We start from the raw sequence: 17210 nt of genomic DNA, 5'->3' as shown, positions 1-17210 counted from the left end.
GCGCTGCTACGCGCGGGGATGCGCCTTGGCGTACACCGCCTTCAATCGCGCCGCCGTGACGTGCGTGTAGATCTGGGTTGTATCCAGACGCGCGTGGCCGAGCAGTTCCTGCACAAGCCTCAGGTCGGCCCCGGCGTTCAGGAGATGCGTGGCATAGCTGTGACGCAGCTTGTGTGGCGTCAGATCCAGCGGCAGGTCCGCCAGCGAAAGGTATCTCTTCAAGAGAATCTGAATGGCGCGAACCGTGAGGCGTTCGTGGCGCTGATTGACCAGGATTGGATCACCATTGCCAGTTCGACCTGCATGTTCGGTCCGCCACTGGTTCAAGACATCCAGGGCGATTTCCCCCATCGGGCACAAGCGCTCCTTTCCGCCCTTTCCCCTGACTCGCGCCACACCCTCGCGCAGGTTGATCTCCCCGTAATTGAGCGCCGCCGCCTCGCTGACGCGCAGCCCCGCACCGTAGAGCAATTCCATGACGAGCCTGTCCCTCCGGGCGGTAAAAGCATCGATCGACTCGTTTTCCAGGAGCAATTGCGGTCCCTTCAGCAATCGCACCATCTGGTCCTCTGTCAGAAACTGCGGCAGTCGCTTCTCCAGCCTGGGAAGCGGAACGCCTGCAAAGGGATTGTTCGCCAGAACTCCCTGCCGGCGCCAGTAGTTCAGCCACGCACGAAGTCCCGAAACATGATTGTGAAGTGTCCGACGATTGAACCGGCGCTGTCCTTCGATGACAAAATCCCTGGCATCCCTCGGCGTAAGCGCACCCACACCCCGCTCCCAGAGCGCCGTTGACTTCGCCCAGCGATAAAAATCCTCAAAGGCCTGACGGTAGTTCCGGCGGGTGTACGGAGAATAGCGGCGTTCCCCGGAAAGAAACGCCTCGAAAGGCGCCCACCATTGGACAATCACATCCTGCGGGGGCGGTTCAGGCAAGTGCCGGCGTGTGGGCATTGGCCTCGATGTCGCGCATCACGCGCGTCGCATGCAGCCGGAGCGCGCCCTCGGGATCGAGACCGCGTGCACGCGCGGCCGCCGCCAGTTCGAAGAGCCTGCGTCCGAGACTCTCTTCGCTGAGATCCGATTCGAGCCGCCTGACCGCAGCCTGATCCACGACTCCTTCAGCCGAAAGCTTCTTCTTCCCGATCTGCTTCCAGACGGCCTCCGCGAACATCAAAGCCGGCAGACGCGGCGGCAGATTCTTGAAGAGAGCCTTGCCGCCGGCCGGTCGTTCCGCCTTTTCGCGCGCCTTGATCTCCTCCCACTTCACGATCACATCCGATGCCGTGCCAAGCTTCGCACCGTCACCAAACACATGCGGATGCCGGCGTATCAGCTTCTCATTCACCTCGCGCGCAACGTCCTCCAAGGTGAACGCTCCGCGTTCCTCCGCGAGTTGTGCGTGGAAGACAACCTGGATCAGGACGTCCCCCAGCTCCTCCCTCATGTGCGGCAGGTCCATGCAATCGATCGTTTCGATCAATTCACTCACTTCATCGATCAGGCACCGGACCAGCGAGGCGTGGGTCTGCTCCTGATCCCAGGGACAGCCGCCAGGCCCCCGCAGGCGGGCGATCGTCTGACGCAGTTCGTCAATGGCACTCATGTGGCAGTCAGTTCAGGACATCCGGTTTCGGGATGCTACTCAAATCATCCGCAATCACGTCCAGCGCCTTGCGCCAGGGACGATCACGCGGGGCCAACCGATCATCTGCTGCATCGCCCAAGCCAAGGTTCCTCACATGGTCCGCGTCATACCCAAGACGTCGGATCAGCGGGGCAACCGAACGCGACGGGTTTCCTTTTGTTCTTTCGCTCGAACACCTCGGGCAGCCCCGCCAGCAATTCCTTCTTCCATTCTGTCACCTGCACAGGGTGCACCTGGTATTTTGATGCGATGACGTGCATTGGTTCGATGCCCATCAGGATTTCAAGCGCAACGCGGGTCTTGAACTCCGGACTGTGCATTCTTCTCTTCTTGGACATGTGGATCGCTTTTTCGAGTTTCGGTCAACGATCCGTCCTGTCCAGTTTTCGGGGTCCACCTCAACCAAAGGAATCATTTGGTTTTTGAACCGGCGGTAGACCGTGAAATCCTTGAAATCCACCGTGAACACTTTTGCCCTGGGGTGCTGCTCGGAGAGCCACACGACCGATGCGTCCGCAAAATCGGTCTCGTATTTGCGCATGAAGGACGCAGCCGCGGGCAAATCGGCGATCGTCTCAATCTTGAGCTCTCCGGACTCGAGGAGCTGGCACAAGCTCTCAACCCCAGAGCCGTACTTTCTGAGCCGATGCGCCGCCTCGGCGATGACCGATTCGCAGGTCACTACCGGGAGCGGGAGTTTGGAAAAAATCCTCGAACACCAGGCATGATGCTGGTCGGCCTGGCAGAGCCAGGCCACAAGTGGCCCCGTGTCCAGAATCGTCTCAATCGAAACCTTCAATTTCGGAAAGGTCCCTTGGGGTGTTCTTGACCATGCCCCGCAGGGACCCGAAGCGCTCGCCCCAGGTCCGGGGCTTTTCGGTACGAATCTCGTTCTCCAAGGCTGTGCGCAAAAGGAGGGAAAGGCTCATCCGGCGGCGTTTGGCCACCGCAGCCGCCCGGGCCTTGGTTTCAAGCGGAATTTTTGTGGCAATCGTAGTCACGCCAAATAAGTAAACCCATTTGGGTATACCTCGTCAAGCTGGTGTTGGAAGAAAAGCCCCGCAGTATCGAAACGGTATGAACCGGAGTGACGGTTTTCCCACGGGCTGTTCCATTGCTTCCACGGATTGTAATCCCAATGCGGCGCCGGATGCCACCTATCCTGATCGTGACGACGCCACTCGCCACCGTTCGGGTCGTGCCATCGATAATTGCCGTCTGAGTTTGGCCTGTATTCCCACTGATCATTCCAACCAGGGGGAGTGGACTGATTTGACGGAGGTTCCTTCCGTTGGACTTGACGGTCATAAGCATAAGCACCCAACAGCGAACCAGTGACAATAACTCCGAGTACGATCATACGGTCTGTTCCAAGCACCCGGTCCAAATATTCCGCGGTCGCATCAGGTGATGCCCAATAAATCTCCTCCTTCGAGGCATGGGCAAACGTCAGGGTTTCGTCGGGTCGTCAAAATAAATGTCGAACGACAACCCGATCCCCAACTTGCCTAAGCTCAATAGCACGTCGCTGGGAAACACTTCACCAAAATCGGCGGAGGAGATTGTCCACACCAAAATTTCTGCCCTACCGCCCGACTCAATCACCGAGCGAACGAAATCCGCATGTGGATTGATTGTTGCGAGAAGTCCATTGATCGCATCCGTTGGATCGCAATTGTTACCTGCTTCGCACGGCTGTCCAGTTAAGCGTGTGAGTCGGATTCGTAACTTACGCCGGCTTGATGAGTAGCGCAAAGATCGAGGTGTTGCCGACATGGTTTGAGGATTGGGATTTCCGGCCATCATGGGCCGGGAATGAATCCTCCCCCGACCGTCTTTGCTCAAGTTCTCGCGGGCCTGAATCAAATGGAGTTGGCGCGCGCGGCTGCGCGCTTCCCAATGCCCCGGGCATCGCGATCGCTGAGTGCCTACGATCATTTTGCGGCGATGGTCTTCGCCCAATTGACCTATCGGGAAAGTTTGCGCGGCATCGAGGCGTGCCTGGGATCGCGCTCGGCCCGCGCTTACCACATGGGCATCCGGGGCCGGGTGACGCGCACGAATCTGGCCTACGCCAACGAACACCGAGACTGGCGTGTGTTTGCCGAAATCGCAGCAGTGCTCATGCGTCGGGCGCGACGCCTCTATGCGGAATCTCCGTTCGAACTGGGGCTGGAAGCGGACCTGTTCGCTCTGGACGCAACCGTGATCGAGTTGAGCCTGGCGCTGTGTCCGTGGGCGCGCTGGCAGAAGGAGCAAGCGTCGGTGAAGCTCAACGTGCTGTTGGACCTGCGCGACGACATTCCAATTTTTGCCAGTCTCCACGAGGGGAATCGGCACGAGGTGGCATCGCTGGACGACATCCCGGTGTATCCTGGAAGCGGTTACGTGATGGATCGCGGCTACGTGGACTTTCTGCGCTTGCACCAGTTGCACGCGGCCGGAGCGTTCTTCGTCACACGCCTCAAGAGCGGAATCCGCTATTACGTGGGCGAGTCGCGCCCGGTCGACAAAACGGTGGGCCTGCGCTGCGATCAGACCATCAGGCTCAATTCGCGCAAAGGCCGGCGGGACTATCCGGACCCTTTGCGGCGCATCAGCTATGTCGATCCACAAAGCGGTCAAGCGTTGGTGTTCCTGAGCAACTGGTTCGCGCTCGAGGCATTTGTCGTTGCTCAGGTCTACCGACGTCGCTGGGGCATCGAGACGTTTTTTCGATGGCTCAAACAACACCTGCGCCTGCGGGGATTCTTCAGCAATTCGCCAAACGGCGTCGGCATCCAAATCTGGTCGGCACTGTGCGCCCACCTGCTCGTCGCCATTGCCAAGCAGCGCAAGAACCTCTCGGTGTCGCTCTATGAAATTTTGCAAATCGTCAGTGTCTCATCGCTTGAGCAAGTTCCATTGCAAGAGCTGTTTACGAAAGTCAATACAAGCAATCCATCATTCGATATTCCTAAACAGTTGGAGATCAACTGGTCATAACTGGACAGCCGTGGGCGAAAACCATCCAGGCGAAGTTCCTTTGCCTGGCTCACAACTTGCTCGAGCTGTTTGAGGTGCACTTGGAAAACGACTATCGGATTCGCAACGAAGCCGGCCTGCAACGTCGCGAAAAAAGGCTCGCCGAACACGCTGCCGCTGCCCGGAAAAAAGGGTACGCCGTCTCAGCCCTGCTAACCAAGCTATTCCAGCCTCTACAATGCAGTATAAAACTCATCCGATGGCTTCGCTCCTACTGGTTCTCCAGCGCCCCTCTATCGCAGATCCTGCCTGTCCTGGCCCGCTCCTACGCACATTCCTAGCCTCCCACATTGGACACCCTTGTCGGAATGACTATTTTCCGATGACGAGAGCAAATAGCACCGTAGCATCTTCAGATTGAGGATAAGCTTTGATGTAGGTCTCAGTCGTGGCCCAGCTTCGGGCGAGATATTCACTGTAGGGCTCACCAAGCATGGGGTCGCAATGCCAATTCGCGTAAGCAAGCTGAATCTTGTCGCCGCGCTTCACGTAGACATCGCCTCCCAAGATTGGCACGGAGGATTCGCGAAGTTTTTGAACGGCGAGCAACGCATCTTTGAGCCTGAGTCCGATGTCACGAATTCCGAGCTCCTGGAGAGGAACGCCCTTCGCTTCCAATAATTCGAAGAAGTCTGTAGCGTGCATCATGATTAACCGCCTCCGGGTCCTGGGACAAAGAGCCGATGATTGATGGCCCCATCCGCATCCTTGATGAACTGAAAAAATCCGTCTTGTCCAGAATAGGAGCCAGGGATTTCCAGCATTTGGTATTGCACACCATCGCCCCCTAAAAAAGTCCGCACACTCCCCGCATCTTCAAACGCCTCAACAGCTCGCGGAAACGAATGGAACTCCCCAACACCGCCCTCCATTTGGCTCAATACCTTCGCGGTGTAGCTCGTGCCCTCAAAGAAACTGGTCGATCTCGTTGCGAGCGCAGCTGGCGCAAGCGAAGAGACAACTCCGAAGACGGCAGTGCCAATGCCTTCTGGATTCGACAGCGTGTTGCCGAGAGCGTCCGCGATGTTTTCGCCCACGCCAAGCGGATCATTTACCGCTGCCCTCACGAAAGTATAGACACCAGTCACGGTATCAATCGGGTGAACTATGGCGTTGTAGAGCCCGGTGACTAGGCCTTTCGGCCCGGTCCAGAGGAGTCCCTTGGCGTAGTCAGCAGCACCGCCGAGAGCGGCTTTCGTGACGTCCCATGCGAGACTGTCACCGCCGGTACCGTTTGCGGCCACGAGCACCTGGACGCCGTCGCCTCCGACGAACAAAGAACTGCCACCGCGATCATACCCACCGGCGGTGGCGATTTCCACGGGGGAGGAATTGGTTGCAGTAATCCCGGTTGCGAGAACGGACGCGAAACTCAACTGGTCCGCCCGCATGACCTGCTCACGGCTGACGCGCACAACCGTTGACGTCGCATTGCCATTGGAAATCACCATGAAAAACGCCGTCTTGCGACCTCCAATGACTTTTGTGCCTACGTACCCGAAGCTTGCTCCCACATCGGTCCCTTCGGGATAGTCCTGGTCGGTGTAGTTCTTCAGTAAATTCATGAAGCTGTTGTCGCTTACTACCTTGTTTCCTCCTGTGAATCCACCTTGCCCATCCTGATACATTGTATCCATCCCCAACGCATCCCAGCGATCAACCGAGTTGTTGCCACAGAATCCATACAGATTGATTCCACCCTCCTCCCCAATTGGATCCTTTCCAATAAACCGCCCCATCCTTGCGTCATAGTACCTCCGCCCATAATACGACCAGCCGGTCTCCGCATCCCGCCACTTGGTCGAGAACTTTAACGCATACGTGCTGACGGCATTGTCCAGCACCTCGTCGCGGAGCATTTCGCCGAAGGGGGTGTATTCGTAGGCGGCCGCGAGGGCTCCGGTGCCGAGGTTGACGAGGGACGCCACGTTGCCGTTGCCGTCGTAGGTCGGCAGGTAGGTCTGGCCGGTTGGCGTGTTCGCGAATTGCAGCAGGGCGCCCACGCCGCCAGCCTTTGTCAGCGATGACGCAAGGTCAATGCCCCACGCATAGGTGCGCTGGAGCTTGTCCAAAGTTGTGCCCGCCGCCACGGAATATTCCGCGATCACGTCCCAGCCGTTGTAGATGAAGCGTTGGGAAGACAGCTCTGTCGACGTGACGCCGTCCATCACCTGTTTCTGGACGCGGCGTCCGAGGTAGTCATACGTGAAATTGAGGATGCGATGCGCGAAGCCGGCACCTCTTGCAGCGATGCTTGTTTCCAGTCGGACAAGGCGGTTCTCGGCATCCCACTGGTAGTCCCAGATACCATCCGAGAGCGTGTTGCCATCGAGGTCGTAACTGAAGCTCTGCGCCACCGCGGGCAACTGCGCCGCGCGCGAGTCGATGCGCATCACATTGCTCCCGCCCGCAGACTTCGTGGCGTAGACCGACAGCGGCCCCGCCCACGGACCGAGCACGTTCGAAACCGTCACCTCATCGCTCCAGAACCGTCCCTGTCTCCCCGCCGTCACCGTCCGCCCCTTGACTGCCACCACGGCATCGGTGGTCGCCGTACCTGAGAGTGATAGCGTGTTGTTCTCCCGCGCCACGTACTGGTTCAGCGCATTGGCCGTGTAGTCGTCGCGCAGCCCGCTGACGCCGGTGCTGTTGGACCACTGTCGGTTGCCGATGGAATCGTAGGCGTATTCATGGCGGCGACCCGGCAGCGGCGCGGCCTGGCTCGCCACATTCGTGCCAAGGTAGCCGATGCCGGCGGTCAATTCCCCGCGCCCATTGTAGGCAAACTGGCGGTTGGTGGCGTCGCCATAGTCGGCATACGCCGTGCCCTCCTTCAATACCGTCGAGCGGAAACGGCGCGCATCGTACGTGTAGGAAAACTTCGTGTAGATCGTGCTCCCGGACTTCGACTCGATGCTCGTCAGCAGGTCGCGGTCCTCCTCATAGGTCCGCGTCACGGCAAAGGGATTGTTGTCCACCGTCAGCGTCTCGATCAGATCCGAATCTTCTCGATAGGTGTAGCGGAAGGTGTTCCACGCGCTCGCATTCGCCGTGCCGACGCTGACGGATGTGAGCCTGTCGAGATTTTCGTAGCCGTAGGTCACCTCCTGGTCCTGGGATGGCAGGGCGACGGCGCCGAGTTTGTAGCCGAGAGGCCGTCCGATCAAACCGGCGAGCACCGACTCGCGTTTGTAGAGGATCTTTCGTCCGCCGAAGTAGCCAGTCGGCAATGCTTCAGCCACCACTGTCGACGAGGGCAGATGATAGGTGAATGTCCGCGTGCCGGTGCGGTCGGTGATCGTGTCCGGCAGGCCGGTGCGCGAATAGGCGTATGTCAAATCCGTCGTGAGGCCGTCGTTGTAGGCGATGGCCGTCTGTTCTCCCGTGGTGGCACTGTAGGTGTAGGTCGTTTTGACGCTGACCAGCGGCCGGACCGATCGTCACCAGCCGGGACCACTCCTGGTGTTGAGCTGTCCGCGGAGATTCTGGTGTAACGCTCGTCGCGGCCGAGGGGTCGGTCTTGGTCGTGTTGAGGCCGGAGGGCGCGTCGTCATGTCCAGTCGTGGTGTCGGCTGTGCCGGGGCTTCCGGGCCAGGTGGCGCCATCCCAGCCCGTGCCGCCCCGGAAAGTGCTCTGGCTCGTGCGATCGCCAAACGGGCGTCGTCAGCCAAACTCGACAGGATAAGTGCCACCGCCCCGGTGCGGTGGGTTGTGCACGCAGGGAGTAACTCGTGCGAGTCAGGTGACCCAGCGCATCCGCCTGCCAGATGACGCGTCCGGAGTGTGTCATAGCCGTAGGTGGCGATGGCGTGATTCGCGGCGTCGGTGACACTCTGCTTCAGGGCGGAGCCAGTGTAGTAGGCCGTGCGGGTTGCATTGCCGCGCGAATCGATCACTGCGGAACGCGCGCATGAGCCCGTCATACTGGGTCGACATGAGCAGTCCGTTGAAGTCGAGCGCACGGACGGAAGTCCATTGACCGTGGTTTCGACCTGTTTGCCGGCGATTCCGACGCGGCTCGTCGTGCGCACAACAGTGCGTCCGGCGCGGTCGACATCGACCAACGCGATGGTCACGTTGCCATTGGGATCGGTCGACTGTGTTTCGCTCTGCCGATTCGCGGAAAGCCCGTCAGGCGCTTGCGTGCGATTTCGACCGTTTGTCACCGTGCCGCTTCCGGCGGTCAGGTAGCGGCGTTTCTCCGCCTTGACCACCAGCGCCCTCGAACGACTCGAACATCGTCTCACTCTCCTCGATGCGATCGTTCGACGCGGGCACAAGGCCGTTGTCGTCGACATCGAGTCCGCTGCGTTTCACCTCTCCCAGGGCATGGTACTCGAACCGGGTGGGCGCGTAGCCGCTCTTCGTTGTCTTGTAGAGCCGGCCGGTGGTTGCGTCATAGAAATTCTCCTCAACGAGGTTCGGCAAGCCGGTGAACGCCGGCCGCTCTGAGCGGGTCGCCCGGCCCGCCCAGTCGCTCCACGCCTTGGTCCAGCGGGTGGAGGTGGACAGGCCGACATCCTTTCTCGACCAGTGCGGCCGTCGGTTTCGACACCAAAGGCGTAGTATTCCGCAACAACGCCGGTACCCGTGTGGGAGGCCGTGGCGGCCGTCGCGGTAGGTCTGGTCGATGACGGTGGATCCATCGGGACGCGTTATCGTGTGCGTGCGGGAAGGCACGTTGTAGGCATGGGTCACGGCACCTGTGCCCGGCTCTGTCTCGGAAATCACACGACCGGCATCGTCATACGTCGCGGATTTGACCAGTGTCTCTGTTGTGCCCCCACCCGGTCGTTGTCGAAAGCACATGGTCCATGGCGTCATAGGTGAAGGCGGTCGAAAGCGCATTGATGCCGCCAAAGCCCGTGCGCGTCACCCGGATCAGGCGGCCCGCGTTGTCGTATCTATAGGTTTTGGTCACACCGGTTTCATCGGTGTCGCTCGTCTTCTGCTGACCGCTGTAAACGCTGCTTTGCGTGGCGCCGTTGCTCTTGACGCTGGAGGTCAGGGCGCGCTGTCGTTGTACGTGAAGTCCTCGTGGCTCACCCGCTGCCAGCCGCTTCCCGTGTGGCAGTGCAGTTCCGTGCGCAGGACCAAGGCGCGACGATCGCGGATCGACACCTCCATGGTCGACTTGTTGGGCACGAGGTAATTGGACCAAAGCTCCCGTGATGCCGTATCCGGCGGGGTCGTTGTACGGCGAGGACGCAGTCTCGGAGCTTGCGGTCGCGCAGCCCGTGATCACCGCCGAATAGGAGTCCGTGCCCGAACTCGATCCCGTGAAGGTGCCGTTCGCGAAGGTGCCCATCGCGTAGTGATAGGACTTCTTGACGCCATCGGGGCCGCTTGCCGATCGGGGCATGTTGCCTAGGAACGACGATGCCGGCGCGTAGGTGCTGGTGACGGACGTCAGCGTCTGTCCGGAGGCGACGGATGTCTGGCGGGTTTCCGTGACGTAACTTGCCAGATAGGCGAAGGTGTAGGCAAAGGTGCCAGGATCTTGAGACAACCACCCCATTGATGCTTTGCCCGCGAGCGAGACCCGCGGTGGTCCGTTGAAGCTATTGTAGACATACTCGTAATACGTCACCTCGCCAAGTGACGGGTTCTTAGTGACGGTCGCCGGTGAATCGAGATAGGGCTTGTACGTTCGTTTCACCATGCCGTAGCCGGGGTAGGTTCAGTAGTCGCTGGCCACCCATCCGCCGGTTCCAAGCGCGGCCAAGATCAGTTTGCCCTGTGTTGCCGCGCTCGGAGTTGTGTAATAAAAAGCTGCCGGTCAGCGCATTGCTGGTACCAACGGTTTCTGCGGTCAGGATTTCGCCGGCACTGGAGTCTGCATAGGTGCGCGAGATTGTAGATGCTGCGCCGCCCGGAACTCGGACAGCCACCGATTCCGTCCGCCCGCCGCTGACGCCGGTCGACTGGGTCGTGATTTCCTTCAACGGGTCGTATTCAGTTTGGTCCACGGTGTTTTCACCCACTGGTAGTTGGGCCAGCCCCCAACGGGAGAGCGTCATCACCCTCGGTGATCGTGGTCGTTTGGTGATCTTTCAGCGAGGTCGCGGTGGCTCCTTTTCATGCGATAGGTGGCGACAATGGGACCTGTAATCTGGGGTGTGCCATTGGGCACATAGTACGGATTCACGGACGAATAGCAGGTGATATCCGTCGTGCCGTTGTAAGTGTTGCGATCAATCTTCACGCCAACTGCGGCCTCAGGACATCGGTGATTTTTCCGGTTTGGGGAACCCTGAAAACCTGCACCTCATCCGAGGTGGATTCGTAGCTGATTCCCCTCAAGGAGCAGATCCTTCCAGTCGCTCTGGAGGCCTGTTCCGAGAAAACCAACTCCCCGCCGAACCACCGTTGGACAGTTTTCCCAAGGGCAGGCTCCAGAGCACACCCACGCTCGACACCTCGGAGGCGTATCCGGCGAGCCTGGTGCTGGCGCAGCGGCTCGATTCTGAATACAAAGTCGCCCAGCACGACGGCCGAGGTTCTCACTTGATTGTCGATCACCGCGCGAAACCTGCGGGACGACGATGCTGACCTGAGCATACTCGAAGTAGTCGCCATACAGGCTCACCGTGTAGCTCTTGCCCAGTTCGACCTTCGTGTTGTTGAATCGCGGCCACAGGGACCAGCGTTGTTGGAATCCGCCGTCGCGCTGTCCGTCCGGTAGGCATCGCTTGCCGTTGGGCAGCGTTGGCAGGAACGTACCGGACAGGGTCACATTGCCCCGCACGGTCCCATAGGCTGTGGTTTGGACATGCAGCGGCACCTCCGCCTCCGCATGGAGGGAGCTGGTGGAGCCTGCGCCAAGCAGGAGCAGGGCCGCTGATCGGCAAGCCGAAACGACATTGAAATGGGGCGACTTCATCGGATCAGCGCGGTTTGGCGGCGACCTCACCTTGGTAGTACGCTTCAGTCCTGCGGAGCCTGTCGGCATTCTCGGTCGCCGCCGGAAACTCGGGAGACGAGCCGGGCTGCCGCCTCGTAGGCTTCGCGCGCCTTTGTCCGGTCGGCGAGTCGCCGTTCGTAGAGTGCGCCGAGGGCGATCTGGACACCGGCCTTCTGCAGGGGCGTCTGTGCTTGAAAGCTTCCAGAAGATGCAGTTCCGCCTTCTGGAAAGCGTGCGCGGGCTGATTCTGCCATCGGGCTTTGCCGATGTTTCAGCCAGATTGGACAAGCTCCCGGCCATTCCCGGTGCCAGCCTGCGGAGCCTGGGAGGATTTCACCAAACCTCCGAGGGCGATTTGCCTTTCGGTGATGTCACCTGAACTGAGCGCTGCGCGCGGCTTGAAGCTGCGGCATGTCGGCCTCTGCAGGGCGCGCGCCCGCGTGCGTTGATTTCGGGGTGTCGAGCAGGGCCGGGGACTTTCCGGCGGTGCGGCGAAGAGAAAGCGTGGCCGCGAGCACGAGGCAGGCGGAGGAAAGAGCGGCGCGGAGTTTCATTTTGGGGCTGGTTGATTTTCAACTGGGTCTGATTGCCGGAATCGTTGGGATTCGCGCTGTTCGCATTCGTGCCCGAGCACGGCTTCAACGCGTTCGGCACCCCGTCGTGATCGCTGTCGGTCGAGGTGTCGTTGGTCGTCGAGATGTTTTGCGCAGCGCTCGCAGCCGAGAGGATGCCTGCTGAATTTAGCGCCTTCCGTGGTAGGTGTAGGACGACGTTCGCCGAGAGGCCGGTGTCGGTGTACACCCGGTCGCCGACGGTTGCGATTTGGAGTCCGCCGCGATAGACGGCATAAGCGACAACCGGCGGGGACCCGGTCGATTCCGCCCAGATGAGCGTGATCGAGGTGTCCGTGCGATCGGCGTAGTTGAGTGCGGTTGGCGGGGTGGTGCGCCGATCGTGCCTGAAGCACATTGTAGCCGGCACTCCATGTGGACCAGTTGCCCGCCGCATCGCGGGCGCGCACCGTCATGGTGTAGGTGAGACCCGCGGTGCCGCCGGAGACAATGCTGCTCGCTGAGGATACCGATTCGTACAGCGTGCCGTTGCGCCCTCACCTCGTAACCCGTGACACCGACATTGTCGGTGGCCCGCCACATCAGGCGAAACGAGGTGTCCGACAGGGTTTCGAACTGAAAATCCGACGGCACCGAAGGCGACACCGTGTCGGATCCCGGTAAGGCGATGGTCCACCACCGCGTTTGCCTGCCCCGTGCCATAAGCGTCCTCGACAGTGATCGTCGAATTGTAGACGCCCGTCGCCGTCGGAGTGCCCGTCAACAGCCCGGTGCCCCGGTTGAGGCTGAGACCCGGCGGGATGTTCGTCATCGCATAATGCGCGAGGGAGTTTGTCGCCGTCAGTTGAAAAGCTGAGCGGCTGACCAATTGTCCAGGTGGCCGACAGGGGAATGGTGACGAGCGGCGGCGCTGTCTTTGAGTAGCTGAGCAGAACGATGGCTCCGTTGCCGCCTTTGCCATCGGATCCTCCGTAACCGACATTGCTTCCGGGGTAGTCGGGATCGGCGACTTCTCCGGGATGTATCCGGTTGTCCCTCCTGTTTCGCGATGACCACCGTCGGATAGCAGGCGGTGTCGATTTTGAACTGCCGCCACCACCACCGCCGCCACTCTTTGGGTCGTTCCGCTGCCTCCGAGCCTCCTGAATAGTAGCCTTCGCCGCCTGCGCCACCGTATCGGTAGTTGGGATTGCCATCCGGCGAACTGGAGTCGCCCGGTCCATTGTTTCCATTGGCGCTCGAGGTGGCACCGCCTCCTCCTGACGAACCCAAGCCCGGCCCGCTGTTTCACCGGACGCTGCGCCTCCCCGCCACCGTGGGCATTGGCAGCGGTGCCTGCACCTCCTCCGCCGCGATCGTCGCAACAGGGAGGGCTGGCGTAGGAGAACCTGGTTTTCTCGCCGCCTGCAAGCAGCCCGCGGCCCGGAGTGAGAGTCACGGAGGAGCCACCTGACGCTCCAGGAAAATTCGCAAACGCACCGCCGCCGCCAAGATTCTGGCTGTAGGGCGGAAGACTGCCACCACCCCCGGCACCCCACCCCTGACGACAATGCGGTAGGTGCCCGATGGCAGCGGGTGCACGGTGTCCGCGGTATAGTTGAGGTTCTCCTGGATGCAGACAAATTTTTCCAGCAGACGGTCGGGCGCATTGTAGAAGATCGGCCACACCGGCGTCGTGCGCGCGGTGGTTGTGCCATCGCCAATCTGCGCCTGGGAGTTGTCGCCCCACACTCGCGCAGAATCATTTCCGAGGGATTGCCGCGCCATTGAATCTTCCCTGCGGCAAGGTTAACGACGTCTGTCAGCCCGGAATAGACACGGCGGTTGTGCGGTTTCCGCCACCGCCGAGACCAAGCTGGTGTAACCATTCCACCCCAAGCCCATGCCGTGCCGTCACTCTTCCTTGCGAAGCTCGATTCTTCCGGCGCGGAACAAGCGTGATGCCTGACAGGCTCGACACTTGACCGACGTACCAGCGCGTCGTCGTTGTGCCATCCCCAACTGTCCGGAGGCGTTTGCACCCAGTGCCCGCGCAGTTCCATCGGTCTTGGCCGCCAGACTGTGTTCCCCGCCCGCGGCGACGGCCACAACTCCTGTCAGTCCGCTAACCTGCACCGGTGAGGTGCGGTTCGTGGCTGTTCCATCCCCGAGTTTTCCATTAGTATTTGCGCCCCATGCCCGTGCGGTCCCGTCGGACTTTGCGACGAGTGAATGATTCATCGCCGCGATCACCGCGACGGAAGACAGACTCGAAATCTGGACCGGAGGTCCGGTTGGTGGTGGTTCCATCGCCCAACTCTCCGCTGGATTGAGTCCCCATGCCCAGAGCGTACCATCGCTGCGCAGGTGCGAGGCTGTGATCGCCACCTGCGGCGATTGCTACGACACTGGTCAGCGGACACCCGCACGGGGCTTGTCCGACTGGTGGTCGTGCCGTCGCCCAACTGCCCGGAAGCGTTGTTTCTCCAGCTCCACACGGATCCGTCGCTTTTCAGGACGAGGACATGCGCCTGTCCGGATGAGACGGCGACTGCTCCTGTCAAGCCGCTCACGGTGGCAGGCAGCAAAATCGGCCGCCCAAGAGCCCACGTACCCAGTTCCAAACCGTCCCATCCGGACGGACCATGACCGTCACTCTCGGTGGCGAATAGGTGCTGACAGGAGGATCAACGAACGCGATCAGCGCGTTTTGAGCGACGGCTGAGTGGCAGCAGAAGCCGAAGGCGAGAAACAAGAGTTGCGCGATCGAACACAACCCCGTTCGCGAAGCTGTGCCGGAGACGTGAAAGCGCTGACTTTGCGCTTCAGGCAGACTCTCCCAATTCTTCGCCTGGGCCCCGCCGCGGACCGGGGCCCGGGGGCCGGGGGCGGGGGGGGGGGGGGGGGGGGGGGGGGGGGGCCGGCGCCGGGCCGGGGGGGGGGGGGGGGGGGGGGGGGGGGCCCCCCCCCCCCCCCCCCCCCGAACAGGGGGTGCGGCACCAAGCCTCTGTGAACGCGATGATCGGGGGGAGAGATCAGAGCCTTGGTGCGCAGCGAGATCAGCCTGTACTCCTCAGGGTCCGCAATGAAACTTTTTTCTCTTCGCCCCAATTGTGTGAGCTTCGGAAACTTCTGTGAAAGTTTTTTCGCGCACCGACTTTCTCACTTGATGCAACCGCAACGCTTGCCGAGAGCAACGATCGCCATCCCAAACGCTTCAAGACGGAATAACAACCTGTCCCCATCCAGCCGTACATCAGTCTGTCCCCAACGCCGTGGTTCGCGCGACAAGGATGAAAGAATTGTGAGCGTTTTGGTTCCGACGACGGGTGTTTGGGCCGCCCTTTCAGGGCTCTTGATTTTTGTTGGTCCCTGAACCCATGGCGTTGCCATGGGCTGCGGTTGGTTCGCCCCGTTTGGGGCTGAGGCATCCTCCAGCGAGCGGCACAGCCTGTCCCTATCGGCGGTGCACCTCTGAACCCATGGCGTTGCCATGGGCTGAGATTGGTTCGTCCCGTTGGGGCTCGGAGGCATGCTCGGGCGAGCGTCGCAGCCTGTCCCTTATCAAAAATTCACGACTCAGCGATTGCGTGCGGCGTGGGCGGAGGCGACGTGAGTGTACTTTTCCGCCCACGGGCGCAGCCCCGCCATCTCCTCACTGCTGAGCGAGCGGACGATGCGCCCGGGGGTTCCGAGGACCATCGAACCGGGCGGCACGATCATTCGCTGCTTCACAACCGCACCGGCGCCGACGATGCTGCGGGCACCGATGACTGCTCCGTCCAGCACCGTGGCGCCCATTCCAATCAGGCATTCATCCTCAATGGTGCAGGCATGCACAATCGCACTGTGGCCGATCGTGCACCACCGGCCGATGATCGCATCGAGATCATCCCCCAGATGCACGACGGCATTGTCCTGGATGTTGCTTCCCTCCCCCACGATGATCCGCGCTATGTCACCGCGAAGCACCGCACCGTAGAAAACACTGGTCTTCGCTTCGAGCGTGACATCACCAACAACCGTGGCGTTTGGCGCGACCCAGAGGGCGCGGGCCGTATCCGGAACCTTGGCGAGGTGTCGCTCCAACCGCTCTTGAATTGTCATCAGTCCATGCTTGTCTGCGCGCGGGTGATTCGCAAGGACGCGTCGCGCGTCCTTGCCTTCAGCGTGGGGCAAACTTTCGGAGGTACTTGAGGGCTACTTCAAATTCGTGAGGCAAAGCAGCGCGCAAGGTGACCGGTTCCCGCGTGCCGGGGTGCGTGACCGTGAGTTCGCTCGCATGGAGGGCCAGCCGCTCCAGCAGGGGCTTTTCCTCCTCTCGGTTCTTGTATCCCCGTTTGAGCTCTGAAAGCTTCAACTGCACTTCGGGAATGCCGTAGAACCTGTCTCCAAGAATCGGCGCGCCCGCCGCGGCGAGGTGTACCCGCAGCTGGTGGGTCCTTCCCGTCAACGGCCGGCACTCCACCCATGCATACCTCCTCCCGCGCGGCGACTCGAAGCGCTCCAGCGTCCGAAACTCCGTCGACGAGGGTTTGCCTCCCTTTCTCCTGAACACCCGCATGCGACCCGGATGCGCCTCATCTCGATCGAGCGCCAGATCGACTGCAAAGGAGTCGGGAAGGAGACCAGAATCGTCGCGAACCACGGGAATGACCTTCATCGCCTCCTCCGCAGGCGGCACCACGACAAGCGCATGATAAACCTTTGTCACCGCCTTTGACTGGAATTGTCCGCTAAGGAAATCCAGCGCCGGCTTCGTCGCCGCGCAGAGCAGGACCCCGCTTGTGTCCGCATCGAGTCTATGGACGTTTGCCACACCCTTCCCCATGACCGCGTGCACGTTTCCCATAAGATTCTCCCGCGTCTTGTCCCAGCGGTCGGGAGCAACCAGCAGGCCACTGGGCTTGTTGAAGGCGATCATGGAGGAGTCCATGAAGATGATCGGCGGCAATGGCATCCGAGAGCGAATGGCGTGGAATCAAAGGAAACTCAAACCTTCCAAATATTGACAAATTCTTAGCGAATGGCTCGCGAAGACGGATGAATGCAACGTGTTGATTGACCGATTGAAAGGGTTTGC

General features: G+C 60.7%; 23 protein-coding genes. 2 read left to right on the top strand and 21 right to left on the bottom strand.

Annotated features, from left to right (window positions below):
* Window positions 1-6 precede the first annotated feature (6 nt).
* The 6 genes from HS122_13000 to HS122_12975 all read right to left on the bottom strand — a co-directional run bounded on the left by HS122_13000 (window position 7) and on the right by HS122_12975 (window position 3454).
* A complete protein-coding gene (locus HS122_13000; GenBank protein ID MBE7539316.1) occupies window positions 7-954 on the bottom strand; it encodes a tyrosine recombinase XerC in 948 nt (315 codons plus the stop codon).
* A complete protein-coding gene (locus HS122_12995) occupies window positions 929-1606 on the bottom strand; it encodes a MazG family protein (GenBank protein MBE7539315.1) in 678 nt (225 codons plus the stop codon). The genes HS122_13000 and HS122_12995 overlap by 26 nt, the downstream gene beginning before the upstream one ends.
* A gap of 146 nt (window positions 1607-1752) precedes the next feature.
* Entirely contained in the window at window positions 1753-1968 is a 216-nt protein-coding gene (locus tag HS122_12990; protein MBE7539314.1) for a transposase, read from the bottom strand.
* Window positions 1923-2447: a PIN domain-containing protein gene (locus HS122_12985; protein MBE7539313.1), complete on the bottom strand. Its 525-nt coding sequence runs from the start codon at window positions 2445-2447 to the stop codon at window positions 1923-1925. Before HS122_12985 ends, HS122_12990 begins: the two co-directional genes overlap by 46 nt.
* On the bottom strand, window positions 2431-2649 hold the full coding sequence (locus tag HS122_12980; protein MBE7539312.1) for a hypothetical protein: 219 nt from the start codon (window positions 2647-2649) through the stop codon (window positions 2431-2433). Before HS122_12980 ends, HS122_12985 begins: the two co-directional genes overlap by 17 nt.
* A gap of 448 nt (window positions 2650-3097) precedes the next feature.
* The gene (locus HS122_12975; GenBank protein MBE7539311.1) at window positions 3098-3454 is read right to left on the bottom strand and encodes a hypothetical protein; all 357 of its coding nucleotides are present in this window, start codon (window positions 3452-3454) and stop codon (window positions 3098-3100) included.
* Window positions 3455-3463: 9 nt separating this feature from the next.
* On the opposite strand from HS122_12975, the gene HS122_12970 reads away from it, so the two are divergent.
* Both HS122_12970 and HS122_12965 read left to right on the top strand, forming a co-directional pair.
* Complete coding sequence (locus HS122_12970) at window positions 3464-4633, top strand: IS4 family transposase (GenBank protein MBE7539310.1); 1170 nt, start codon at window positions 3464-3466, stop codon at window positions 4631-4633.
* 56 nt (window positions 4634-4689) lie between these two features.
* Window positions 4690-4953: a hypothetical protein gene (locus HS122_12965; protein MBE7539309.1), complete on the top strand. Its 264-nt coding sequence runs from the start codon at window positions 4690-4692 to the stop codon at window positions 4951-4953.
* A 31-nt stretch (window positions 4954-4984) separates the two neighbouring features.
* Here HS122_12965 and HS122_12960 read toward each other — a convergent pair whose 3' ends face one another.
* The 15 genes from HS122_12960 to HS122_12890 all read right to left on the bottom strand — a co-directional run bounded on the left by HS122_12960 (window position 4985) and on the right by HS122_12890 (window position 17087).
* The gene (locus tag HS122_12960; protein ID MBE7539308.1) at window positions 4985-5320 is read right to left on the bottom strand and encodes a hypothetical protein; all 336 of its coding nucleotides are present in this window, start codon (window positions 5318-5320) and stop codon (window positions 4985-4987) included.
* 2 nt (window positions 5321-5322) lie between these two features.
* Window positions 5323-8010 carry an RHS repeat-associated core domain-containing protein gene (locus tag HS122_12955; protein ID MBE7539307.1) on the bottom strand — a complete coding sequence of 896 codons (2688 nt, stop codon included), beginning with the start codon at window positions 8008-8010 and terminating at the stop codon, window positions 5323-5325.
* Window positions 8011-8803: 793 nt separating this feature from the next.
* Complete coding sequence (locus HS122_12950) at window positions 8804-9403, bottom strand: hypothetical protein (GenBank protein MBE7539306.1); 600 nt, start codon at window positions 9401-9403, stop codon at window positions 8804-8806.
* Between the two features lie 13 nt (window positions 9404-9416).
* Window positions 9417-10334 (bottom strand): hypothetical protein, encoded by a 918-nt coding sequence (locus HS122_12945; protein ID MBE7539305.1) that lies wholly within the window; start codon window positions 10332-10334, stop codon window positions 9417-9419.
* On the bottom strand, window positions 10282-10695 hold the full coding sequence (locus HS122_12940; GenBank protein ID MBE7539304.1) for a hypothetical protein: 414 nt from the start codon (window positions 10693-10695) through the stop codon (window positions 10282-10284). The genes HS122_12945 and HS122_12940 overlap by 53 nt, the downstream gene beginning before the upstream one ends.
* Window positions 10692-10877 (bottom strand): hypothetical protein, encoded by a 186-nt coding sequence (locus HS122_12935; protein ID MBE7539303.1) that lies wholly within the window; start codon window positions 10875-10877, stop codon window positions 10692-10694. The genes HS122_12940 and HS122_12935 overlap by 4 nt, the downstream gene beginning before the upstream one ends.
* 63 nt (window positions 10878-10940) lie before the next feature.
* Complete coding sequence (locus HS122_12930; GenBank protein MBE7539302.1) at window positions 10941-11555, bottom strand: hypothetical protein; 615 nt, start codon at window positions 11553-11555, stop codon at window positions 10941-10943.
* Between the two features lie 44 nt (window positions 11556-11599).
* On the bottom strand, window positions 11600-11830 hold the full coding sequence (locus HS122_12925; GenBank protein ID MBE7539301.1) for a hypothetical protein: 231 nt from the start codon (window positions 11828-11830) through the stop codon (window positions 11600-11602).
* 117 nt (window positions 11831-11947) lie between these two features.
* Window positions 11948-12130 (bottom strand): hypothetical protein, encoded by a 183-nt coding sequence (locus tag HS122_12920; GenBank protein MBE7539300.1) that lies wholly within the window; start codon window positions 12128-12130, stop codon window positions 11948-11950.
* A gap of 469 nt (window positions 12131-12599) precedes the next feature.
* Window positions 12600-13130 (bottom strand): putative Ig domain-containing protein, encoded by a 531-nt coding sequence (locus HS122_12915; GenBank protein ID MBE7539299.1) that lies wholly within the window; start codon window positions 13128-13130, stop codon window positions 12600-12602.
* A gap of 452 nt (window positions 13131-13582) precedes the next feature.
* Window positions 13583-13915: a hypothetical protein gene (locus HS122_12910; GenBank protein MBE7539298.1), complete on the bottom strand. Its 333-nt coding sequence runs from the start codon at window positions 13913-13915 to the stop codon at window positions 13583-13585.
* Between the two features lie 126 nt (window positions 13916-14041).
* Entirely contained in the window at window positions 14042-14368 is a 327-nt protein-coding gene (locus HS122_12905; GenBank protein ID MBE7539297.1) for a hypothetical protein, read from the bottom strand.
* A gap of 8 nt (window positions 14369-14376) precedes the next feature.
* Window positions 14377-14700: a hypothetical protein gene (locus tag HS122_12900; GenBank protein ID MBE7539296.1), complete on the bottom strand. Its 324-nt coding sequence runs from the start codon at window positions 14698-14700 to the stop codon at window positions 14377-14379.
* A gap of 1006 nt (window positions 14701-15706) precedes the next feature.
* Complete coding sequence (locus HS122_12895; protein MBE7539295.1) at window positions 15707-16234, bottom strand: gamma carbonic anhydrase family protein; 528 nt, start codon at window positions 16232-16234, stop codon at window positions 15707-15709.
* Window positions 16235-16292: 58 nt separating this feature from the next.
* Window positions 16293-17087: an RNA pseudouridine synthase gene (locus tag HS122_12890; GenBank protein MBE7539294.1), complete on the bottom strand. Its 795-nt coding sequence runs from the start codon at window positions 17085-17087 to the stop codon at window positions 16293-16295.
* Window positions 17088-17210 lie beyond the last annotated feature (123 nt).

It is taken from the genome of Opitutaceae bacterium, from assembly GCA_015075305.1.
Lineage (GTDB): Bacteria > Verrucomicrobiota > Verrucomicrobiia > Opitutales > Opitutaceae > UBA6669.
This window is presented reverse-complemented; position numbering and strand designations above follow the sequence as displayed.

Coding starts and splice junctions, on each gene's coding strand:
- HS122_13000 (MBE7539316.1), bottom strand. CDS start 954: ATGCCCACACGCCGGCACTTGCCTGAACCGCCCCCGCAGGATGTGATT.
- HS122_12995 (MBE7539315.1), bottom strand. CDS start 1,606: ATGAGTGCCATTGACGAACTGCGTCAGACGATCGCCCGCCTGCGGGGG.
- HS122_12990 (MBE7539314.1), bottom strand. CDS start 1,968: ATGCACAGTCCGGAGTTCAAGACCCGCGTTGCGCTTGAAATCCTGATG.
- HS122_12975 (MBE7539311.1), bottom strand. CDS start 3,454: ATGATGGCCGGAAATCCCAATCCTCAAACCATGTCGGCAACACCTCGA.
- HS122_12970 (MBE7539310.1), top strand. CDS start 3,464: ATGAATCCTCCCCCGACCGTCTTTGCTCAAGTTCTCGCGGGCCTGAAT.
- HS122_12960 (MBE7539308.1), bottom strand. CDS start 5,320: ATGATGCACGCTACAGACTTCTTCGAATTATTGGAAGCGAAGGGCGTT.
- HS122_12945 (MBE7539305.1), bottom strand. CDS start 10,334: ATGGTGAAACGAACGTACAAGCCCTATCTCGATTCACCGGCGACCGTC.
- HS122_12930 (MBE7539302.1), bottom strand. CDS start 11,555: ATGAAGTCGCCCCATTTCAATGTCGTTTCGGCTTGCCGATCAGCGGCC.
- HS122_12925 (MBE7539301.1), bottom strand. CDS start 11,830: ATGGCAGAATCAGCCCGCGCACGCTTTCCAGAAGGCGGAACTGCATCT.
- HS122_12920 (MBE7539300.1), bottom strand. CDS start 12,130: ATGAAACTCCGCGCCGCTCTTTCCTCCGCCTGCCTCGTGCTCGCGGCC.
- HS122_12915 (MBE7539299.1), bottom strand. CDS start 13,130: ATGTCGGTTACGGAGGATCCGATGGCAAAGGCGGCAACGGAGCCATCG.
- HS122_12910 (MBE7539298.1), bottom strand. CDS start 13,915: ATGGCGCGGCAATCCCTCGGAAATGATTCTGCGCGAGTGTGGGGCGAC.
- HS122_12905 (MBE7539297.1), bottom strand. CDS start 14,368: ATGAATCATTCACTCGTCGCAAAGTCCGACGGGACCGCACGGGCATGG.
- HS122_12895 (MBE7539295.1), bottom strand. CDS start 16,234: ATGACAATTCAAGAGCGGTTGGAGCGACACCTCGCCAAGGTTCCGGAT.
- HS122_12890 (MBE7539294.1), bottom strand. CDS start 17,087: ATGCCATTGCCGCCGATCATCTTCATGGACTCCTCCATGATCGCCTTC.